Origin of the sequence: Maritimibacter alkaliphilus HTCC2654 (assembly GCF_000152805.1) — a bacterium.
Lineage (GTDB): Bacteria > Pseudomonadota > Alphaproteobacteria > Rhodobacterales > Rhodobacteraceae > Maritimibacter > Maritimibacter alkaliphilus.
This window is the reverse complement of the sequence record NZ_CH902578.1, coordinates 1,413,819-1,430,770: the sequence shown is the minus strand read 5'-3', so window position 1 is coordinate 1,430,770 and position 16,952 is coordinate 1,413,819. Positions and strand designations below refer to the sequence as shown.

Below are 16,952 nucleotides of genomic sequence, written 5' to 3'. Positions count from 1 at the left end.
GGGAGGATACTATGAAGGACGAATTGATGAACACGGCCCGCACGCTGATGGACGACATCGCGGCGGACCCGGTGAACTGGCGTATGTGGGAGGACCGCCTGCGCCAGACCATCGCGATGCATGCCGAATACGGGCTTGAGCTTCCGGCACAGCTTCGGGTCTATGCCGATTGGCTGCGGCAGGACGATGACGAGGACCTGTTCGAGAACATGCCGGTCTGACGGCGGCCTTCGGATTACGAAAAATTTGCATTGGAGCCGCCTGCGGCCTAGTTTGCTGTAACAATTAGGCAAATCGGAGCGGTAGCGCCGCATGGACGCGGGACCGTCAGGGGCAGAGAAGGTCAGGTGGGAACGACGCGAAGGCGTCGCGGTTCTCACTGTCGCCAATCCCCCGGTCAACGCGCTCGTCCAGCCGGTGCGCGCGGCCCTGCTCGAAAGCCTCGAACGCGCCGAAGCCGACCCCGACGTTTCCGCCATTCTGATCCAGGCCGAAGGGCGCACCTTCCCCGCCGGTGCCGATGTGCGCGAGTTCTCGGTCGCGGCCGGGGAGCCGACGCTGGCCGACCTGTGCCGCAGGATCGAGGACTGCACGAAGCCCGTGGTCGCGGCGATCCACGGCACGGCTCTTGGCGGCGGGCTGAAACTGGCGCTGGCCTGTCATTACCGCATGGCGCTCCATGACGCGCGGTTCGGATTTCCCGAGGTGTCGCTGGGGCTCGTCCCTAATGCCGGCGGCACCCAGCGTTTGCCCCGGCTGGTCGGGGCGCGGGTGGCGCTCGACCTTCTGACCACGGGCAAGCCCATCGACGCGAACCGTGCTCTGGCCGCCGGGCTCGTCGACAAGATCGTTCAGAAAAACCTCGACAAGGCCGCCTTCGGGTCGGCCCGCAACTTCGCCGAAAGCGGCGTCCCACCGCGCCCGACCCGCGACCGCACCGAAGGGTTCGGGCAGGCCAGACCCTATCTCGAAGCCGTCGCCGCCCGGCGGGCCGCGATGCAGGGCGGTGCGGGCGAGGCCGGGATCAGGGCCGTGGAACTGGTCGAGGCCGCGCTTCTCGTTCCGTTCGACGCCGGGCTTGAGATGGAGCACGCGGCCTATGACGACCTCGTGAATTCCGATGCGGCACGGGGTCTGCGCCACGCCTTCCTCGCCGAACGCCGGGCCGGGCGGTTTCCGTCACTGGCCGGAGTGGCGGCGCAGCGGGTGTCGTCCGTGGGCGTGGTCGGCGCAGGGGCGTTGGCCCGCGACGTGGCGATGGCCGCCCTCAAGGCCGGGGTGCCGGTGACCGTCGCGCTGGAGGACGACACCGCGATCACGCGGGTCCGGGGCCGGATCGAACGCGCCTTCGGCGATGCGGTCGAGGCGGGAACGCTCAGTGGCCGGGAGCGCGACGACCGGCTCAGGCGGTTGAACACCGCGGACGACTACGGCGCCCTCGACGACAAGGACGTGATTATCGAGGCCTTGGCCGAGGACAGCGTGCGAAAGACGCAGGCGCTGGGCCAACTGTCGCAGGTCGCCGCGGGCCATACGATCTTCGCCAGCTCGACGGCGGAATGCGATATCGAAACCCTCGCAGGCGCGTCAGGGCGCCCGGATCGGTTCGCCGCAATGCATTTCATTGCGCCCGCCGATGCCAACCGGCTTGTCGAAATCGCACCGGCGCGGGGCACCCGGCCCGAGGCGCTGATGACCCTGATCCGGCTGGCCCGCGCGATGGGCAAGGGGCCGGTGCTGACGGGCGCGCGGCAGGGGCTGGTCTACAACCGGATGCGTCAGGCCTATTATGCGGCGGCGGCTTTGGTGGTCGAACAGGGCGCCTTGCCCGCCGAGGTCGATCTTGCCATGCGCGGCTACGGAATGCCGCTTGGCCCGTTTCAGGCACAGGACGTCGCCGGGATCGAAGCGGTCTGGGGCCTGAACCTCGATGCCTGCCCGTCGGAACTTCCCGCACGGATGATCGAACAGGCCTGGTATGGCCAGCGCACCGGACAGGGGTTTTACGACTACCGGGGCGAGGACGGGGTGGGGCGACCCTCGACTGACGTGACGAACATGATCCGGGCCCTGCGCGATTATCGCGGGATCAGGCCACAGGTGTTCGAGAAAGAGGACATTCGACGCCGCTGCCTGTTCGCGATGGCGAACGAAGGGGCGCGGCTCGTCGCGGCGCGGGTCGTGGACCGGCCCTCGGATATCGATGCGGTGATGCTGCTGGGGCTGGGGTTTCCCCGCGAAAAGGGTGGCCCGATGCTGGCCGCCGACCTCGCCACACCGCTCGAGGTGCGCAAGGACTTGTCGGACTGGGCGTCCGAGAACCCGTTCTGGGCGCCGGTCCCGCTTTGGGACGAGCTCGTGAAGCACGGGCGCCGGTTCGAGACGATCGGAAAGGCGTGAGGCCGGCTCTTCAGGCGAGGATGACGCCGACCACGACGAGGATCAGCCCGAAGGCCGACAGCATCAGCGAGCCGAAGTTCAGGATCATCGCGCGGCGCACGGTTTCGCGCAGCGCCTCGTCGTCCTGCCCGGAGCGTTTCGCCTTGAGCACGCGCAGGGCGCTGAGGATCAGGCCGACAAGGCCCACGGCGGAGATGACCGCCCCGATGATAATGAGAAGTTCCATGCGCTGCCTCTAGCGTGGGCAAGGCGCTGCCGCAAGCGAGAAGGGGTCTTGATGGGCGGTGGCGATGCGACTAGCAAGAGGGTCCACCAGACCGAGCGAGGACAGCATGATGGACGTGATGGACGAGACCGAAGGCACCCCGAGCAGCTACCGCGTGACGGCGGACGAGTTGCGCCAGTTCATCGAGCGGTTCGAGCGTCTGGAGATGGAGAAAAAGGACATCGCCGACCAGCAGAAAGAGGTGATGGCTGAGGCCAAGGCCCGTGGCTACGACACCAAGGTCATGCGCAAGGTGATCGCGCTGCGCAAGCGCGAGCCCGACGACATCGCCGAGGAAGAGGCGGTTCTCGACATGTACAAGCAGGCGCTCGGCATGAGCTGATCCGCGATCCGGTCGTTCGGGCCCGGTGCGCCGGACGACCGATCAGGCGGTGATGAAATTCACGCCGGGAATCCGCGCGATTTCCAGCATGTCGTCTTCGTAGGAGGCCGAAAGCTCCTCCACCAGTTCCGCGGTCCAGCCCGGCAGATTGATCTCCTGCTCGACCGCGTCTTCGATCGCGTATTTGTCGAGAAAGGCGGCGAGCACCCGGCGGCGCTGGATCTCGTTGGTCGGCTGGTTCTCGGCCATGTAGGCGCGCAGGCGCTTGACCCCTTCGCGCTCCATGATCTGCGCGATGATGTCCAATCCCCCCTTGAACAGCACGCGCATGTCGATGGCGGTGATTTCGTGCATGACCTCGGGCCAGATCAGGGGCGTATCCTCGTTGCACCAGACGGTGATCTGGCAGTCCGGGTTCTCTTCGCGGATGTCCTTGATGATGTCGGACCAGACCATGCCCATCGGGTTCAGCTTCGACATGACCTCGCCCCGGTCGATGTCGGTGTATTTCGTCAGAAAGGCCGGAACGAAGGTCGCGGGGTCGCGCACGGCAAGGAAGAACTCGACCTTATGGTCGGGAAAGAGGTTGTGGAGCACCCGCGCTTTTTCGGCCGCCGCCGGATAGAGCATTCCGTCCTCGAGCGCGCGGCGCGGGCCGCTGATGAAATTGTCGAAGGAAAACACCAGTCGATCCGGGTCCGTGCCGTCGAGGATCTGCTCGAGCACCATGTCCTGCGTTTCGAGCGACGCGGGCTTGCCGGCGAGTTTGACCGCCACATCGGCCAGAAGCTTGCGGTAGCGTGACGGACCGGGAACGGCGACGCCCTGTTCGGTGAAGATCTGGTTGTTCTTGACCAGCGATTTGACGAGTTGATCTTCGTCAGTGCAATGGGCACCGATGTGGAATGCAATCTGCATGAGTGGTTCGGGCCGTCCTTTCGGTAGTGGGCCAATTTATAGCGGGAATTCTGGACAGTTAAACCGGAAATGGGATATGCGGACCGGGCGATGGTTGAGCGAAATGGTCAAGTTCTGACGCGCCCGAAAGGCCTGCGAATGCCCAGCCGGTGGTCGGTGGGGGCGGTGCTGATCGGGCTGCTCGTCGTCGGCCCCATCCTTGCGGTGGTCTGGATGGCGTTCAACCCCGCCGAGAACGTCTGGCCGCATCTCATTTCGACGACGCTTCCACGCTACTTCACCAACACCGTGATCCTCGCCCTGTCGGTCGCGTTCCTGTCCGCCGCTGTGGGCACCGGGGCCGCGTGGCTTATCGTCATGTACCGGTTTCCGGGGAGCCGTTGGTTGGAGTGGCTGCTGCTCTTCCCGCTGGCGATCCCCGCCTATGTCGGGGCCTATGCGCTTGTCGATTTCCTCGAATATTCCGGCCCGGTGCAGACCGCGTTGCGCGGACTGTTCGGGTGGGAGAACGCGCAGGCCTATTGGTTCCCCGAAATCCGCTCGATCGGCGCGGCGATCATCGTTCTGACCGCCGCCCTGTCGCCCTATGTCTACCTTCTGACCCGCACCGGGCTGCGCGAGCAATCGGGCGGAGTGTACGAGGTGGCGCGGGCGCTGGGGTCGGGCCCTTTCGGGCGCTTCTGGCGCGTCGGGCTTCCGCTGGTGCGCCCCGCGATTGCCGCCGGGTCCGCCATCGTGATGATGGAGACGGTCTCGGATTTCGGCACCGTCGATTTCTTCGCGGTGCAGACTCTGACCACGGGCATCTTCACCACTTGGCTCGAAATGGGCAACGCGGGCGGGGCCGCCCAGATCGCGATGGTCATTCTGGGGCTCGTCCTCGTGCTGGTCGCCATCGAAAAGGTCAGCCGGTCGAAAAGCCGGTTCTACCGGCTCGAACGCCAGCAACGCCCCGTCGATCCGGTCGCCCTGACCGGCTGGCAGGGGTGGCTTGCGACCCTGTTCTGCCTCGTCCCCTTCGCCGTCGGCTTCATCCTGCCTGTGGGCGTGCTCCTGTGGCACGCGGCGCACAATGCCGAGGAATGGCTGTCCGCCGGGCTGTTCCGCGCCCTTGGGCATACGGTGGCGGTCGGCGGCAGCGCGGCGGTGGTGACGGTGACGCTTGCGCTGTTTCTGGTCTATGGCGTCCGCCTGACCGGGTCGAAGCTGCCGCGCATGGTCATGCCGGTCTCGACCATCGGCTACGCCGCGCCCGGTGCCGTTCTGGCGGTCGGTATCCTGATCCCCTTGGCCGCGCTCGACAACACGGTCGCCGACGCGGTCTATGGCCTGACCGGGTTCGATCCGGGCCTGCTTTTGACCGGCACGGCCTTTGCCATGGTCTTCGCCTACTGCGTCCGGTTCTTCGCCATCGCCCAGAACGCGGCGGATGCCGCGATGGGGCGGGTGTCGCCATCGCTGCCCATGGCCGCGCGCTCGCTGGGCCGGTCGGCGGGCGGGGCACTGCGCGAGGTCTATGTGCCCCTGATGCGCGGCTCTGTTGGGACCGCGCTTCTGCTCGTCTTCGTGGACTGCGTGAAGGAGTTGCCGGCGACGCTTCTTCTGCGCCCGTTCAACTACAACACGCTCGCCACGCGGGTCTATGAAAAGGCCTCGCTGGAACAGATCGGGCAGGCGGCGCCAGCGGCGATCCTCGTCATTCTCGTGGGGCTCGTGGCGGTCGGTTTCATGGCGCGCGCAAACCGCTGATCGCGGATTGACAGCACGGCGGGGCGGCCCTATCTGCGCGACCGATGCGCCTGCGAGCGCAGCGTGACGCCCGCCGCGTGGCCGACCGGCAGATGAGCGGGCCCCTTGGACGAAAATCGATGGCAGGAATGCTGTTTCCCTCGGGCGACCCCGCCGCCGACCGGCGCGCGAGCTATGCCGAGACGATGGCCCATCTGGGCGATATGGACGCGGCGATCGACGTGTTGTCCGGCGCCCTTGAGATCGCGCCGGGATGGGCGGCGGGCTGGTTCCGGCTGGGCGAATTTCACGACCTTGTCGGAGATGGCGACGCCGCCGTGACGGCATGGGGCCGGGCCATGACGCTCGATCCGACCGACCCGTTCGGGGCGGGCCTGAAACGCGATCTGGCGCGCGCGGTTCCGCTCGTCGACACGATGCCGCCAGCCTTCGTGGAACTGCTGTTCGACCAATATGCGCCGCGTTTCGAGACGTCGCTGGTCGAAAAGCTGGACTATCGCGGGCCGGACGAGATCATGTCGGCGCTCTCCGTCGCGGGTCCGGACCGGGTCGAACGGGCGCTCGACTTGGGCTGCGGGACCGGGCTTATGGGCGAGCGGCTGCGGGGGATCAGCGGTTGGCTCGAAGGCTGCGACCTGTCGGCCCGGATGCTGGCCGAGGCGGAGGCCAAGGGCATTTACGACCGGCTCGAAAAGCGCGACATCGGCGCCTTGGACCTTGGCGGTGCGCCGTTCGACCTGATCGTGGCCGCCGATGTCTTCGCCTATCTCGGCGCGCTCGAACGGGTGGTCGGCTGGTGTGCGGGGATGCTGGCACCGGGCGGGCGGCTGGCGTTCACCGTCGAGAAGGCCGACACGGGCGTCGTCCTGCGCGAAAGCCGACGCTTCGCCCATGGTCCCGACTACATCGCCCGCCTGCTTGCCGATGCCGGTTGCGCCCATGTGACGATCAAGGATTGCGTCGTCCGTCTGGACCGGGGCGCGCCCATCGCCTCGCTCTGCGTCGTCGCCACGGGGTTGGAGGCGAGCCGCAACGCGGGCGAAGAGGATCGCGCGTCGCTCCCGGCCTGAGCGACCGGGCGGTGCGGGCTTGCGCCCGCGCAGCTTTCGCGCCGCCCCGGCAAGGCCGGGTCGACGCGGTGGGGGAGGCCAGCCTCCCCCAGCCGGCCTTGCGGGGCAAGTCCGGCCCCCCTCCGAGGTTTCTTGAAACGAAGAAGGACGCGGGTCAGGCGTGGAGCGCGCGGATCGCCGTCGACAGATCGACGGTGCCGATCAGCTTGCCGGTCTCGTCGGTGACGCCGACGGTGCGGTCCGGGGCTTCGTTGATGACCGGCATCGCTTCGTCCAGCACCATGTCGCCGTCGACGGTCGGCCCGTCGAACCCGTTCGGGGTGGCCGTGGCGAGACCGTAGAGGCGGATCACCTTGGCGCGGTTGATGTCCTTGGTGAAGTCCGCGATGTAATCGTCCGCCGGCTTCAACACGATCTCCTGTGCGTCGCCCTCTTGGATGAGCGCGCCGTCGCGCAGGATGGCGATGTTTTCGCCGAGGCGCAGCGCCTCGTCGAGATCGTGGGTGATGAAGATGATGGTCTTGTGAAGTTCGTCCTGAAGCTCGAGCAAGATCGACTGCATGTCGAAGCGGATGAGCGGGTCGAGGGCCGAGAAGGCTTCGTCCATCAGGAGGATTTCCGCATCGGTGGCCAGTGCGCGGGCGAGCCCCACGCGCTGCTGCATTCCGCCCGATAGCTGGCCCGGATAGTGGCGTTCGTAGCCCGACAGGCCAACGCGGTCGATCCAGTGCTGGGCGCGTTTCTTCGCCTCGCTCTCGTCCACGCCCTGAATCGTCAGGCCGTATTGCACGTTCTCTTCGACCAGCCGGTGCGGCAGGAGGCCGAATTTCTGGAACACCATCGACATCTTGAACCGTCTGAGGTCGCGAAGCTGGTCGTCGGACATCTTCATCACGTCCTCGCCGTCGACGAGGATTTCGCCCGCCGTCGGTTCGATCAGGCGGTTGACGTGACGGATCAGGGTCGACTTGCCGGACCCCGACAGGCCCATGATGACCTGAATGCGCTTCTCCGGGATATCGAGCGACACGTCCTGAATGCCCAGCACGTGATTGTGCTTGTCCAGAAGCTCGGGCTTGCCCATGCCGTCCTTGACCAGCGGCAGTACCTTTTTCGGGTTGTTGCCGAAGATCTTGTAGAGGTTCCGGATCTGAACCTTGATGTTTTCCTCAGTCATTGCCGCGTCCCGTCCGATAGGCCTGAAGCCGTTTGCCGTAGGTCTGCGAGACCCGGTCGAAGATGATCGCCAGCGCCACGATGGCGAGACCGTTCATGAGGCCGAGCGCAAGATACTGGTTCGAAATGGCCCGCAGCACCGGGACGCCGAGCCCCTGCACCCCGATCATCGAGGCGATGACGACCATCGACAGCGCCATCATGATGGTCTGGTTCACGCCGGCGAAGATGTTGGGCAGCGCCAGCGGCACCTGAACGCCGAACAGTTTCTGCCGTGGCGAGGCGCCGAAGGCATCGGCGGCTTCCATCACGTCGGCATCGACGAGGCGGATGCCGAGGTTCGTCAGGCGGACGATGGGCGGGATCGCGTAGATGCACACGGCGATGAGGCCCGGCACCTTGCCGATGCCCAGAAGCATGACGACCGGGATGAGATAAACGAAGGACGGGATGGTCTGCATCACGTCGAGGATCGGTGTGATGATCGACTGCATCCGGTCCGAGCGCGACATCAGGATACCGATGGGAATGCCGATGGCGATGCAGAGGATCGTGGCGACCGAGATGATGGCGAGGGTGGACATCGTATCCTCCCACATCCCGAACACGCCGATCAGAACGAAGGCGACGACCGAGCCGATCGTGATCTTCCAGTCCCGCGCGCCAAGCCAGGCCAGCCCGCCGATGACGAGCAGGATGATGGGCCATGGCGTCGCCTGAAGCAGATCCTCGAACCAGACGAGAAATTTCAGAAGCGGATTGAAGAACGCTTCGAGCGCCTCACCCGTGGCGCGCGTGAATTCGCGGAAGTTGCCGTCGATCCACCGGCGCATGGCCGACAGGTCGGCCCGCCCGAGCGACGGGAATTCTGTCAGAAATTCCATCCCTGTTCCCCTTCTGAGGTCATTGTTCTTGAATTGAAAAAGGGCCCGCGTCCGGCGCGGGCCCTTTTCCTGTCACGTCGCGATCAAAGCGCGTCCTTGACCTTGGCGGCCACGTCTTCGCCGACCCACTGAGTCCAGATGTCTTCGTGGGTCATCAGGAATTCGAACGCGGCGTCTTCGCCGGTCGCCTGATTTTCGTTCATGAACACGAGCATGGCGTTCATCACGTCACCCGGGAACACGCGGGCCTTGAAGTAGTCGGCCGCGACGCCGCCCTTTTCCATGAAGTCGTCGGTCACGACCGTCTCGACCTCGGACACCGTCCATGCGGTCGGCTGCGGGTCCTGACAGTCCTGCTCGGCCAGCGCGATGCAGCCGTCCCAGTTTTCACGACCGGCGAACTCGGCCTCGAACGGCAGCATGACCATGTTGTATTTGCCGATCATCGAGGTGGGCGACCAGTAGTAGCCGAACCACGGCTCGCCCCGGTCGGCGGCTTTCGCCATCGACCCGTCGAGGCCCGCGGCCGAACCCGGATCGACCAGCACCCAGCCTTTTTCTTCCATGTCGAAGGCGCGGAAGAGGTTGGCGTTCACGAGCTGACAGCCCCAGCCCGCCGGGCAACCCACGAAGGCGCCTTTGCTTTCGTCTTCCGCGTAGGGGAAGAGGTCGGGGCGTTCGAGCAGTTTCTCGACGGTGTCGAGTTCCGGGTGCTCTTCGGCGAATGCGGGCGTCACCCACCAGCCTTCGCCAAGGCCGGTGATCGGGCCGTCGTTCAGCGCGACGAGCGAGCCTTCTTCCTTGGCGGCCGACAGCGGATCGCGCACGGCGTTGATCCAGAGTTCCGGTGCCACGTCGGGCTCGGCCTTTTCGCTCATCGAGGCGAAGGTGGTCGTGGTCGCGCCCGGGATGAGCGAGACGTCGCAGCCATATCCTTCTTCGAGGATGATCGCGTCGACATTGGCCATGAGTTCGGCCGAGGCCCAGTCCATTTCCGCAATCGACACGTCTCCGCATTCCTGCGCGAAGGCGGCCGAGCCGAAGCAGACCGAAATGCCGAGCGCGCCAAGCACGCCGAGTGTTTTGTTAGTCATGAGGGTCTCCCTGTGAAATCGTTCGTTTGGGTGTCTCTTCCCGTCCCAAAAGCGACATCATCTTCTCTTCATGTCGCAAACAGAGCATAGGCCTTTGGTATTGTAAACAGCCCGTACACTGGCCTGTTTGCGCTATCCGGTCATTTGGGCACAGGCTGGGCAATTTTTCAAAGGAAACGTGGGGTATCGGCAAGAGCGCGGACTTGATTGCGCGCCGCACTCGGTCTAAATCGCGCAAGGCGCCCCTATAGCTCAGCTGGTAGAGCAACTGATTTGTAATCAGTGGGTCGGGAGTTCGAGTCTCTCTGGGGGCACCATTCAGTTTTCATAAGTTATTGGAAAAAGAGGGTTATTGACATTGGCGCTCCCGGAATTCCCCTGTCAGTCGCCCTAAAGGTCAGCGCTGGCGCCTCGTTTCGGGTCCATCTCGAGTAACGCGAAGGCGAATTGATCGGCGAAACCCAGCTCCGCTTCATCGGTCAATTCCCAGATCCAAGCCGACAATCGTTCGTATGTTTCGCGGTGAATCCCTTTCGGGCGTCCGCGCGGCACTCCCTCCAGGCCCAAGTCCCAGCCCAGCGGCGCTCTGATTTTGTCGACCTTTCGCGCGGCCCGGTCGTAGCTCTTTTCTCGCTGAGAAGGGTAGCCCTTCACGCGCCCAGCGCCGAACGTCCGGCGCCCGGTCGTCTGTCACAGTGTTCTATGTGTTCCAGTGCCGGTGTCGTCCGCTACCGAACCCGCCCATTGCTCACCTCTGATTGTGCAGAAATAATAAGTCAGTTTTGACTACGATCCATTGTGGAAAATCAGCTTTCGACCCAAAGAAATCTTCAAGGACGCGTTTACGGCAAGTGGAAGCCTTTGCTCTGAAGTCGTTCGACCACCAACCTTGCACCGGATGCGTTGAAATGGCCGTAGTCCCATGTAAGCGGGTAACCGGACGGAGAAAACAAAGTGCAATCGTCGTCAGGGCATACAGCTTCGATCACCGAGTAATACTCCACAGGAATATCGGACAGACTCCGGGCCATGTGCTCGTCAATTTGCTTGATTTCCGCCCACCGTGACATGAAGTTCTGAATGTCGGAACTCCGCCGTGGCAGATACTTGGCCAAAAGCAGCTCAGGAAGCGGATGGTCATATTCAACGGTTTGCCCCAATACGACCAAACGATCCGCGTAAGCTCCTAGTGCGGCAACCGTCGGCTCAAGGTTCTCATATTGACCATTGCGCCATCTGGCCGACAGCACGATTGCATCGAACCGATGGTCGGGAAGCACGTCGCGAAAGAATGCGTCATACATCTCAACGCAGTTCTTGCGCCCGACGGACGCAACAATCGGACGACAACCCGATCTTATGAGGGTGCTTACTTTGACGGCCGGGAACGCATCCTTGATCGCCCAAACCAGATGATCTGCATGGCTATCGCCCATGACCAAGATGTGTTCCTCGTTTTTGGAAAACCGGGCGCACTCTGCACCAGTCTCGATCACCTCCTGAAAGTCACAAAAGACCGATTGGTCGTCTGCTTCTTCTCGATCCAGCTTCTTGGAAAGCTCTCTTCCGGCCTCTGAGATCCGGGCTGGCGCTCCATCCGACAGGACGAAGCCGAGCGGGATTAAGGCAACCACACACACCACCCCTGCCGATGTGACCAAAACCTTCGAATTTCCGGTGCTTTTCCGTCGGAAAGGCTGTTCGACAAATCGCCAGCTCAATTGAGCCATTGCCCACGCGAACAGAAACAGAAAAATGCTTTGAACCAACGATAAGCTGGCGCTTTGGCTCCATGTCAGGAGCAAAACCAAAGGCGGCCAGTGCCAAAGGTAAAGGGAGTAGGAGATTTTACCAAAGTAACGTAGCGGGCGAATGCTCAGGAGGTTCGCGACATACGTTCTCCGGTCCGAAGGCCAGATCAGCAGGGCCGCTCCGACGGTCGGCAGCAGCGCCGAAAAGCTTGGATAAGAGGCGTCCGGTTCTATGAGGAGGATGGCGGCAAGAATGAAGAGAAGCCCGGCAGCCTTCAATACGCCAGGCCATCTATGACCGTGAAGGCTGGGCAAGAACACGAGAAGCCCGCCCGTCGCCAATTGCCAAGCCCGCGTGGGAAGCATGAAAAACGCGAAGGTTTCGTAATCTCCGGTGAGAATGCGGATGCTGCCAAAGCTCAGAGCAATGAACAACCCAATGACCAAGAGCACGGGCTTTCCCCACAGGCCCCAAATGCGATGAAGCAAAAGCAGCGCCATCGGCCATAGAAGATAAAACTGCTCCTCGACGCCGAGTGACCAAGTGTGAAGTAGTGGCTCACTATGGGCTTCGCGCGAAAAGTATCCTGACGTCAGCCAAAAGTAGACGTTCGACACGCCGAAAAGGGCAGTGATGGCTTGCTTGCCAAGTAAGACAAGAGCTGGGGGAGATAGAAGGACAAGGCCGCCTGCCACTGTGAAAAGCACGACCGCGACCAGAGCGGGTATGATGCGACGCGCCCTTCGGGCGTAGAAGGCTGAGAATTGGAACTGACCTGCAACGATCTCGCGTGCGATTATGCGGGTTATCAGGAAACCGCTGATTACGAAGAAGATATCGACGCCAACAAAACCCGCAGTTCGACCGTTGCTGTAGTGAAAAAGGATTACGGCAAATACCGCCAGAGCACGAAGGCCTTCGACGTCTGGCCGGAAACTGGTGTCGAGCTTTGGTGGCGCCATTGCACGGTTTCCTTTCATTACCATTCATCGCGCCGGGAGCCTTTTGGCTGGCCTGGTCGATTATCAATACGCGATAGTGGGTCACTGGCCGAATACAACGCCCTATGCAAGTTCCTGCGCTGGCCGATGGCCTCGCTTTTCGGCGCATGTCCGCATGGACCGAGTTGAGTTTGAGCACCCGCCTGAGGGGCGTATAGATATGCCCAAGAGCGCCTTTGCCTTCTAGGTCGCTCTTAGATCGACCTCTAGGCGCAGCGCCGCCGCGTGACGCATAAAAATGGAAAGACGATTCATCGCCTTCCGCGTGGTGTCGCCCTTGTCGTGCCAGATGGCGAAACGGTGTCGCGAATGTCACGCAGATCAATTTCGGAAACAGGCATCTTGCCCAGTTTGGGCAGGACGTGGAGTTGGAGGGGACTGAACCACTGGCCCGCTTTCCTGTCGCCCTTGAATCCGGCCTTGCGGCTTTCGAATGCATCGCGGGCAAAGTCTCGCAAGACATTCTGATTGCTCTGGGCGACCGACTGTTGCCGTTCACGTTCCTCGATAGCATCCGCGCCGCTCCGATTATCGCACTAATGCCGGGGTCAGGCTCCGGCCAAAACACTAGGGCCAATCCGCGAAGCCAGACGCGCGGCTTTCGGCGGTACCAGCCTGTGCGAGCGCCTGTTTGCGGAAAGCTCCCGGCGTTTCTCCGGTCATCGACTTGAAGACGTGGTTGAACTGGCTGGACGACGAGAAGCCGAGCATGACGGCGATGCGTTCGGCGGACAGCGCGGTGCGTTGAAGCAGGACCCGCGCTTCGTGGATGGAGCGTTCGCGGATCAGGCGGGCAGGGGGTTTGCCGACGGTTCGGACGCACAGGTCGTGAAGCCTGTCGTAGGTGATCCCCATCGCCTCGGCATAGTGCTGCGCGCTCCACCGGGCGCGGAAATGCGCCTCGACGAGATTGCGGAAGCGGTTGATGTCGCCGATGCCTTGGCGACGCGCGCTCTGGGGTGTCACGTCGCGGTCGACGCTCCGCCAGAACAGCACGAGCAGAAGCCGGATATAGGCCGAGACGGCGATTTCGCTGCCGAACTGGGGCGTCGTCGCCTCGGCGGTGATGCGCCCGAACAGCGCGTCGAGCCGTTGGCCGAGGGAATCCGATCGCTCGAACGTGGCGACGAGGTGCTGGGCCGCGAACATGCGCAGGTCCGGCCCTTCGGCGGCGAGGCCGATGGCGTCCTCGAAGATCGGGGTGCCGAAAAACAGGTAATACCCGGCCCCGCCCGCGCCGATCCTGAGACGGGTGTGTTCGTCCAGCGGCCCCCATCGCATCGCCGGGCCGGACATCTCGAATTCGCCGTCCTGCGTTTCGGCGACGGCCTGCCCGCTGTCGAGGTAGAAGACGAACCAGTCGTGCTGCGCGGCGGTCGACCGGGCGGCGACGACCCGTTCCTGAAGCCCGCATTCGATATGCCCCGCGCGGAACCGTGAGAGCGGCGAATCGAACATGGGCGTCTCCAAAATCTGCGTTTCGGACCCATCTTACCCATTTTTTGTTAATTCATGCCCATTTTTCAGCATTATTTTTCTCCGAAAGCTCGGTCATGCTGTCTGTCACGGTCACGGCGGGGAACGCTGCCGGGCCCAGGGAGGATTATGTTCGAAGCCAAGCTTCATATCCGCAGCGCGGGTGTCGACGCACGTGATGGCGCCGTTTTCGAGCGGCTGTCGCCGGTCAGCGGCAACCCGGTCACGCGCGCCGTGGCCGCCGGGCCGCGCGATGCGCAGGACGCAGCGAATGCCGCCGCCGCCGCCTTTCCGATCTGGCATGCGATGCCGAACGACGAAAAGCGCGCGCTCATGGGCCGCGCGAGGGACGCGCTGATCGACCATACCGAGGAATTCGTCGAAATCGCGCGGGAAGAGCTGGGCTCCACCCCCGACTGGATTCGCTTCAACGTCGCGATTGCGGCGGATGTGTTCAACGAGGCGATGGCGATCCCCGACCTCGTGACCGGGTTCGAAGAGGTGTCGGAGCGGGATGGCGTGCGGTCCACCACGATCCGCGAGCCGGTGGGCGTCGTGCTGGCCATCGCCCCGTGGAACGCGCCGGTGACGCTGGCGGTGCGGGCGATCGTCTGGCCGCTCGCCTGCGGCAATACGGTGGTGTTCAAGGGCAGCGAGCTTTGCCCCATGCTGCATTCGCGGATCGTCGACGTGCTGTGCGAGGCCGGGTTGCCCGAAGGGGCGCTGACCTCGGTGATCCACGCCCCGGAAATGGCCGAAACCGTGGTCGACGCGCTTGCGGCGCATCCTGCGGTGCGGCGCATCAACTTCACCGGCTCCTCGCGGGTCGGTCGCCGGGTGGCCGAGATCGGGGCGCGCTATATCAAGCCCTGCCTGCTCGAACTGTCCGGCAAAGCCTCGCTCATTGTGCTGGAAGATGCCGATATCGAGGCGGCGGCGCTGGCGGCGACCTACGGCGCCTATTTCAACCAGGGCCAGATCTGCATGACGACCGAGCGGGTCGTGGTGGTGGACGAGGTGGCCGACCGCTTCCTTGCTGCGATGGAGGCGCAATGTGCCGACCTGCTCGCGCGGCGCAACGGGGCCAAGGTGGGCGATCTCATCAGCGCGGATGCGGCGCGTCGGGTTGGTCGGCTGATCGACGATGCGCTGGCGCGTGGTGCCACGCTTGTCGTCGGGGGCGAGGTGTCGGGTGCCTATGTGCAGCCCACCTTGCTCGACCGGGTGACGCCCGAGATGCAGATCTATTCCGAGGAAAGCTTCGGACCCATCGCCGCAATCGTCCGGGTCGAGGACGAAGCCGAAGCGGTCTCGGTCGCGAACGACACGCAATACGGCCTCGTCGCCTCGGTCTTCACCGCGGACGAGGCGCGCGGACGCGCCATCGCGCGGCGGCTTGAAACCGGGGTCTGCCATATCAACGGGCCTACGGTCTACGACGACCCGTCCAAACCATACGGCGGCGTCAAGACATCCGGCTATGGCCGCTTCGGCGGGACCACGGCCATTCAGGAATTCACCGAGCTCCGGTGGATCACCGTCCAGGAGCCAAGATCCGATTACCCGTTCTGGACGTAATCAAAACGCGCGGGATGCGCGAACTCAGGGAGGAGACACATGAAACGGAGAACTTTCTTCAAGGTGACGACGACGCTGGCCGCGACGCTGATGGCCGGTGCCGCTTTCGCACAGGACAACATCATCGTGGGCGCGGTCGCGCCCAAGACCGGTCCGCTGGCCGGGGGCGCCGCCGTGACCCATTGGCCGAACATCAAGCTCTGGGTCGACGAGGTGAACGCGCGCGGCGGCCTGAACGTGGGTGGCGAACAGCGGATGCTGGAAGTCATCGAATATGACGACCAGACCAACCCGGCCGAAACGATCAAGGCGGTGCAGCGTCTCGCGACGCAGGACAATGCCGACATCATCCTCGCGCCCTATTCCACCGGCCTGAACATCGCCGCTGCGCCGATCTTCGACCGTCTGGGCTTCCCGCAGATCACCTCGTCGGCGGCGACCGACCAGATCGGTGAGCTGTCGGGCCAGTTCAACGACATGTTCTTCCTGCTCGGTCGCTCCACCGACCTTGCCGAGGACGCGGTCGAGGTGCTGTCGGACCTGCGCGAAGCCGGCGAGATCGGCAACCGGGTGGCGATGGTCAACGTGGCCGACGCCTTCGGGATCGAGCTGATGGCCGTCGCCAAACCCGCGGTCGAGGCTGCGGGGTTCGAACTGGTCTATGAGACCTCGTATCCGCTGGGCACGCAGGATCTGTCGCCGATCATGAAGGCGGTCAAGGGCGCGGACCCGGATGCCTTCGTCGCATGGTCCTATCCGCCCGACACCTTCGGGCTGACCGAACAGGCGATGATCGAAGAGCTTGACGTCAAGGCGTTCTACACCGCCGTCGCAACCGCTTTCCCCGCATTCGCCGGACGCTTCGGCGCTGCGGCCGAGGGGGTCATGGGGATCGGTGGCGTCAACACCGCTTCGCCGGAGTTCATGGACTATGCCGCGCGTCACGAAGCCGCGACCGGGGCCAAGCCGGACTACTGGGCGTCGGGCATGATGTATGCCTCGCTCCAGATCCTCGAGGAAGCGATCGAAACCACCGGCACGCTCGACATGGCCGAGGTGACGCAGTTCATCAAGGACAACGCGTTCGAGACCGTGATGGGCACCATCGACTTCGACGATCAGAACTCCAACACCGCCTACTGGACCGTCGGTCAGTGGCAGGGCGGCGAGTTCAAGGGGATCAAGGAAACGGGCCGTGATGGCGCCGTGGAGCCGATCCTCAAGACCGGCTGGGAATAACCACTCA

The 16,952-nt window shown here is 63.7% G+C and carries 15 protein-coding genes and 1 tRNA gene; 8 read left to right on the top strand and 8 right to left on the bottom strand.

Annotation, left to right across the window (positions count from 1 at the left end):
• Nucleotides 1–11: 11 nt before the first annotated feature.
• Both RB2654_RS07915 and RB2654_RS07910 read left to right on the top strand, forming a co-directional pair.
• Nucleotides 12–221 (top strand): hypothetical protein, encoded by a 210-nt coding sequence (locus tag RB2654_RS07915; RefSeq protein WP_008330278.1) that lies wholly within the window; start codon nt 12–14, stop codon nt 219–221.
• Between the two features lie 91 nt (nt 222–312).
• Nucleotides 313–2,400 (top strand): enoyl-CoA hydratase-related protein, encoded by a 2,088-nt coding sequence (locus tag RB2654_RS07910; protein ID WP_008330276.1) that lies wholly within the window; start codon nt 313–315, stop codon nt 2,398–2,400.
• Between the two features lie 10 nt (nt 2,401–2,410).
• Here the strand turns inward: RB2654_RS07910 and RB2654_RS07905 are convergent, their stop codons facing one another.
• Nucleotides 2,411–2,626, bottom strand: coding sequence for a hypothetical protein (locus RB2654_RS07905; RefSeq protein WP_008330275.1), 216 nt, complete (start codon nt 2,624–2,626; stop codon nt 2,411–2,413).
• Nucleotides 2,627–2,732: 106 nt separating this feature from the next.
• Here RB2654_RS07905 and RB2654_RS07900 point away from each other — a divergent pair, with 106 nt between their 5' ends.
• Complete coding sequence (locus tag RB2654_RS07900) at nt 2,733–3,008, top strand: DUF2312 domain-containing protein (protein WP_008330269.1); 276 nt, start codon at nt 2,733–2,735, stop codon at nt 3,006–3,008.
• A gap of 42 nt (nt 3,009–3,050) precedes the next feature.
• On the opposite strand, the gene RB2654_RS07895 is transcribed toward RB2654_RS07900, so the two are convergent.
• A complete protein-coding gene (locus RB2654_RS07895) occupies nt 3,051–3,926 on the bottom strand; it encodes a hypothetical protein (protein ID WP_008330267.1) in 876 nt (291 codons plus the stop codon).
• Nucleotides 3,927–4,016: 90 nt separating this feature from the next.
• On the opposite strand from RB2654_RS07895, the gene RB2654_RS07890 reads away from it, so the two are divergent.
• Nucleotides 4,017–5,675 (top strand): ABC transporter permease, encoded by a 1,659-nt coding sequence (locus RB2654_RS07890; protein WP_050772028.1) that lies wholly within the window; start codon nt 4,017–4,019, stop codon nt 5,673–5,675.
• A 119-nt stretch (nt 5,676–5,794) separates the two neighbouring features.
• Nucleotides 5,795–6,745 carry a class I SAM-dependent methyltransferase gene (locus tag RB2654_RS07885; RefSeq protein WP_040884578.1) on the top strand — a complete coding sequence of 317 codons (951 nt, stop codon included), beginning with the start codon at nt 5,795–5,797 and terminating at the stop codon, nt 6,743–6,745.
• A gap of 154 nt (nt 6,746–6,899) precedes the next feature.
• Here the strand turns inward: RB2654_RS07885 and RB2654_RS07880 are convergent, their stop codons facing one another.
• From RB2654_RS07880 to RB2654_RS07870, 3 genes are all read right to left on the bottom strand, one after another.
• Nucleotides 6,900–7,922, bottom strand: coding sequence for a quaternary amine ABC transporter ATP-binding protein (locus RB2654_RS07880; RefSeq protein ID WP_008330262.1), 1,023 nt, complete (start codon nt 7,920–7,922; stop codon nt 6,900–6,902).
• The gene (locus RB2654_RS07875; RefSeq protein WP_008330261.1) at nt 7,915–8,805 is read right to left on the bottom strand and encodes an ABC transporter permease; all 891 of its coding nucleotides are present in this window, start codon (nt 8,803–8,805) and stop codon (nt 7,915–7,917) included. Before RB2654_RS07875 ends, RB2654_RS07880 begins: the two co-directional genes overlap by 8 nt.
• An 83-nt stretch (nt 8,806–8,888) precedes the next feature.
• The gene (locus RB2654_RS07870; RefSeq protein ID WP_008330260.1) at nt 8,889–9,899 is read right to left on the bottom strand and encodes an ABC transporter substrate-binding protein; all 1,011 of its coding nucleotides are present in this window, start codon (nt 9,897–9,899) and stop codon (nt 8,889–8,891) included.
• A gap of 241 nt (nt 9,900–10,140) precedes the next feature.
• Between RB2654_RS07870 and RB2654_RS07865 the strand changes: the two genes are divergently transcribed.
• Nucleotides 10,141–10,216: transfer RNA gene (locus RB2654_RS07865), tRNA-Thr, on the top strand.
• A gap of 525 nt (nt 10,217–10,741) precedes the next feature.
• Here the strand turns inward: RB2654_RS07865 and RB2654_RS07855 are convergent.
• From RB2654_RS07855 to RB2654_RS22345, 3 genes are all read right to left on the bottom strand, one after another.
• Nucleotides 10,742–12,538: an acyltransferase family protein gene (locus RB2654_RS07855; protein WP_246146529.1), complete on the bottom strand. Its 1,797-nt coding sequence runs from the start codon at nt 12,536–12,538 to the stop codon at nt 10,742–10,744.
• A gap of 365 nt (nt 12,539–12,903) precedes the next feature.
• Nucleotides 12,904–13,110 (bottom strand): phage integrase central domain-containing protein, encoded by a 207-nt coding sequence (locus RB2654_RS24135; protein ID WP_425463152.1) that lies wholly within the window; start codon nt 13,108–13,110, stop codon nt 12,904–12,906.
• A 109-nt stretch (nt 13,111–13,219) separates the two neighbouring features.
• Entirely contained in the window at nt 13,220–14,110 is an 891-nt protein-coding gene (locus RB2654_RS22345) for an AraC family transcriptional regulator (RefSeq protein WP_008330257.1), read from the bottom strand.
• Between the two features lie 147 nt (nt 14,111–14,257).
• Here RB2654_RS22345 and RB2654_RS07845 point away from each other — a divergent pair, with 147 nt between their 5' ends.
• Nucleotides 14,258–15,706: an aldehyde dehydrogenase gene (locus RB2654_RS07845; RefSeq protein ID WP_008330256.1), complete on the top strand. Its 1,449-nt coding sequence runs from the start codon at nt 14,258–14,260 to the stop codon at nt 15,704–15,706.
• A gap of 39 nt (nt 15,707–15,745) precedes the next feature.
• The gene (locus RB2654_RS07840; protein ID WP_008330255.1) at nt 15,746–16,945 is read left to right on the top strand and encodes an amino acid ABC transporter substrate-binding protein; all 1,200 of its coding nucleotides are present in this window, start codon (nt 15,746–15,748) and stop codon (nt 16,943–16,945) included.
• The last annotated feature ends 7 nt before the right edge of the window (nt 16,946–16,952 follow it).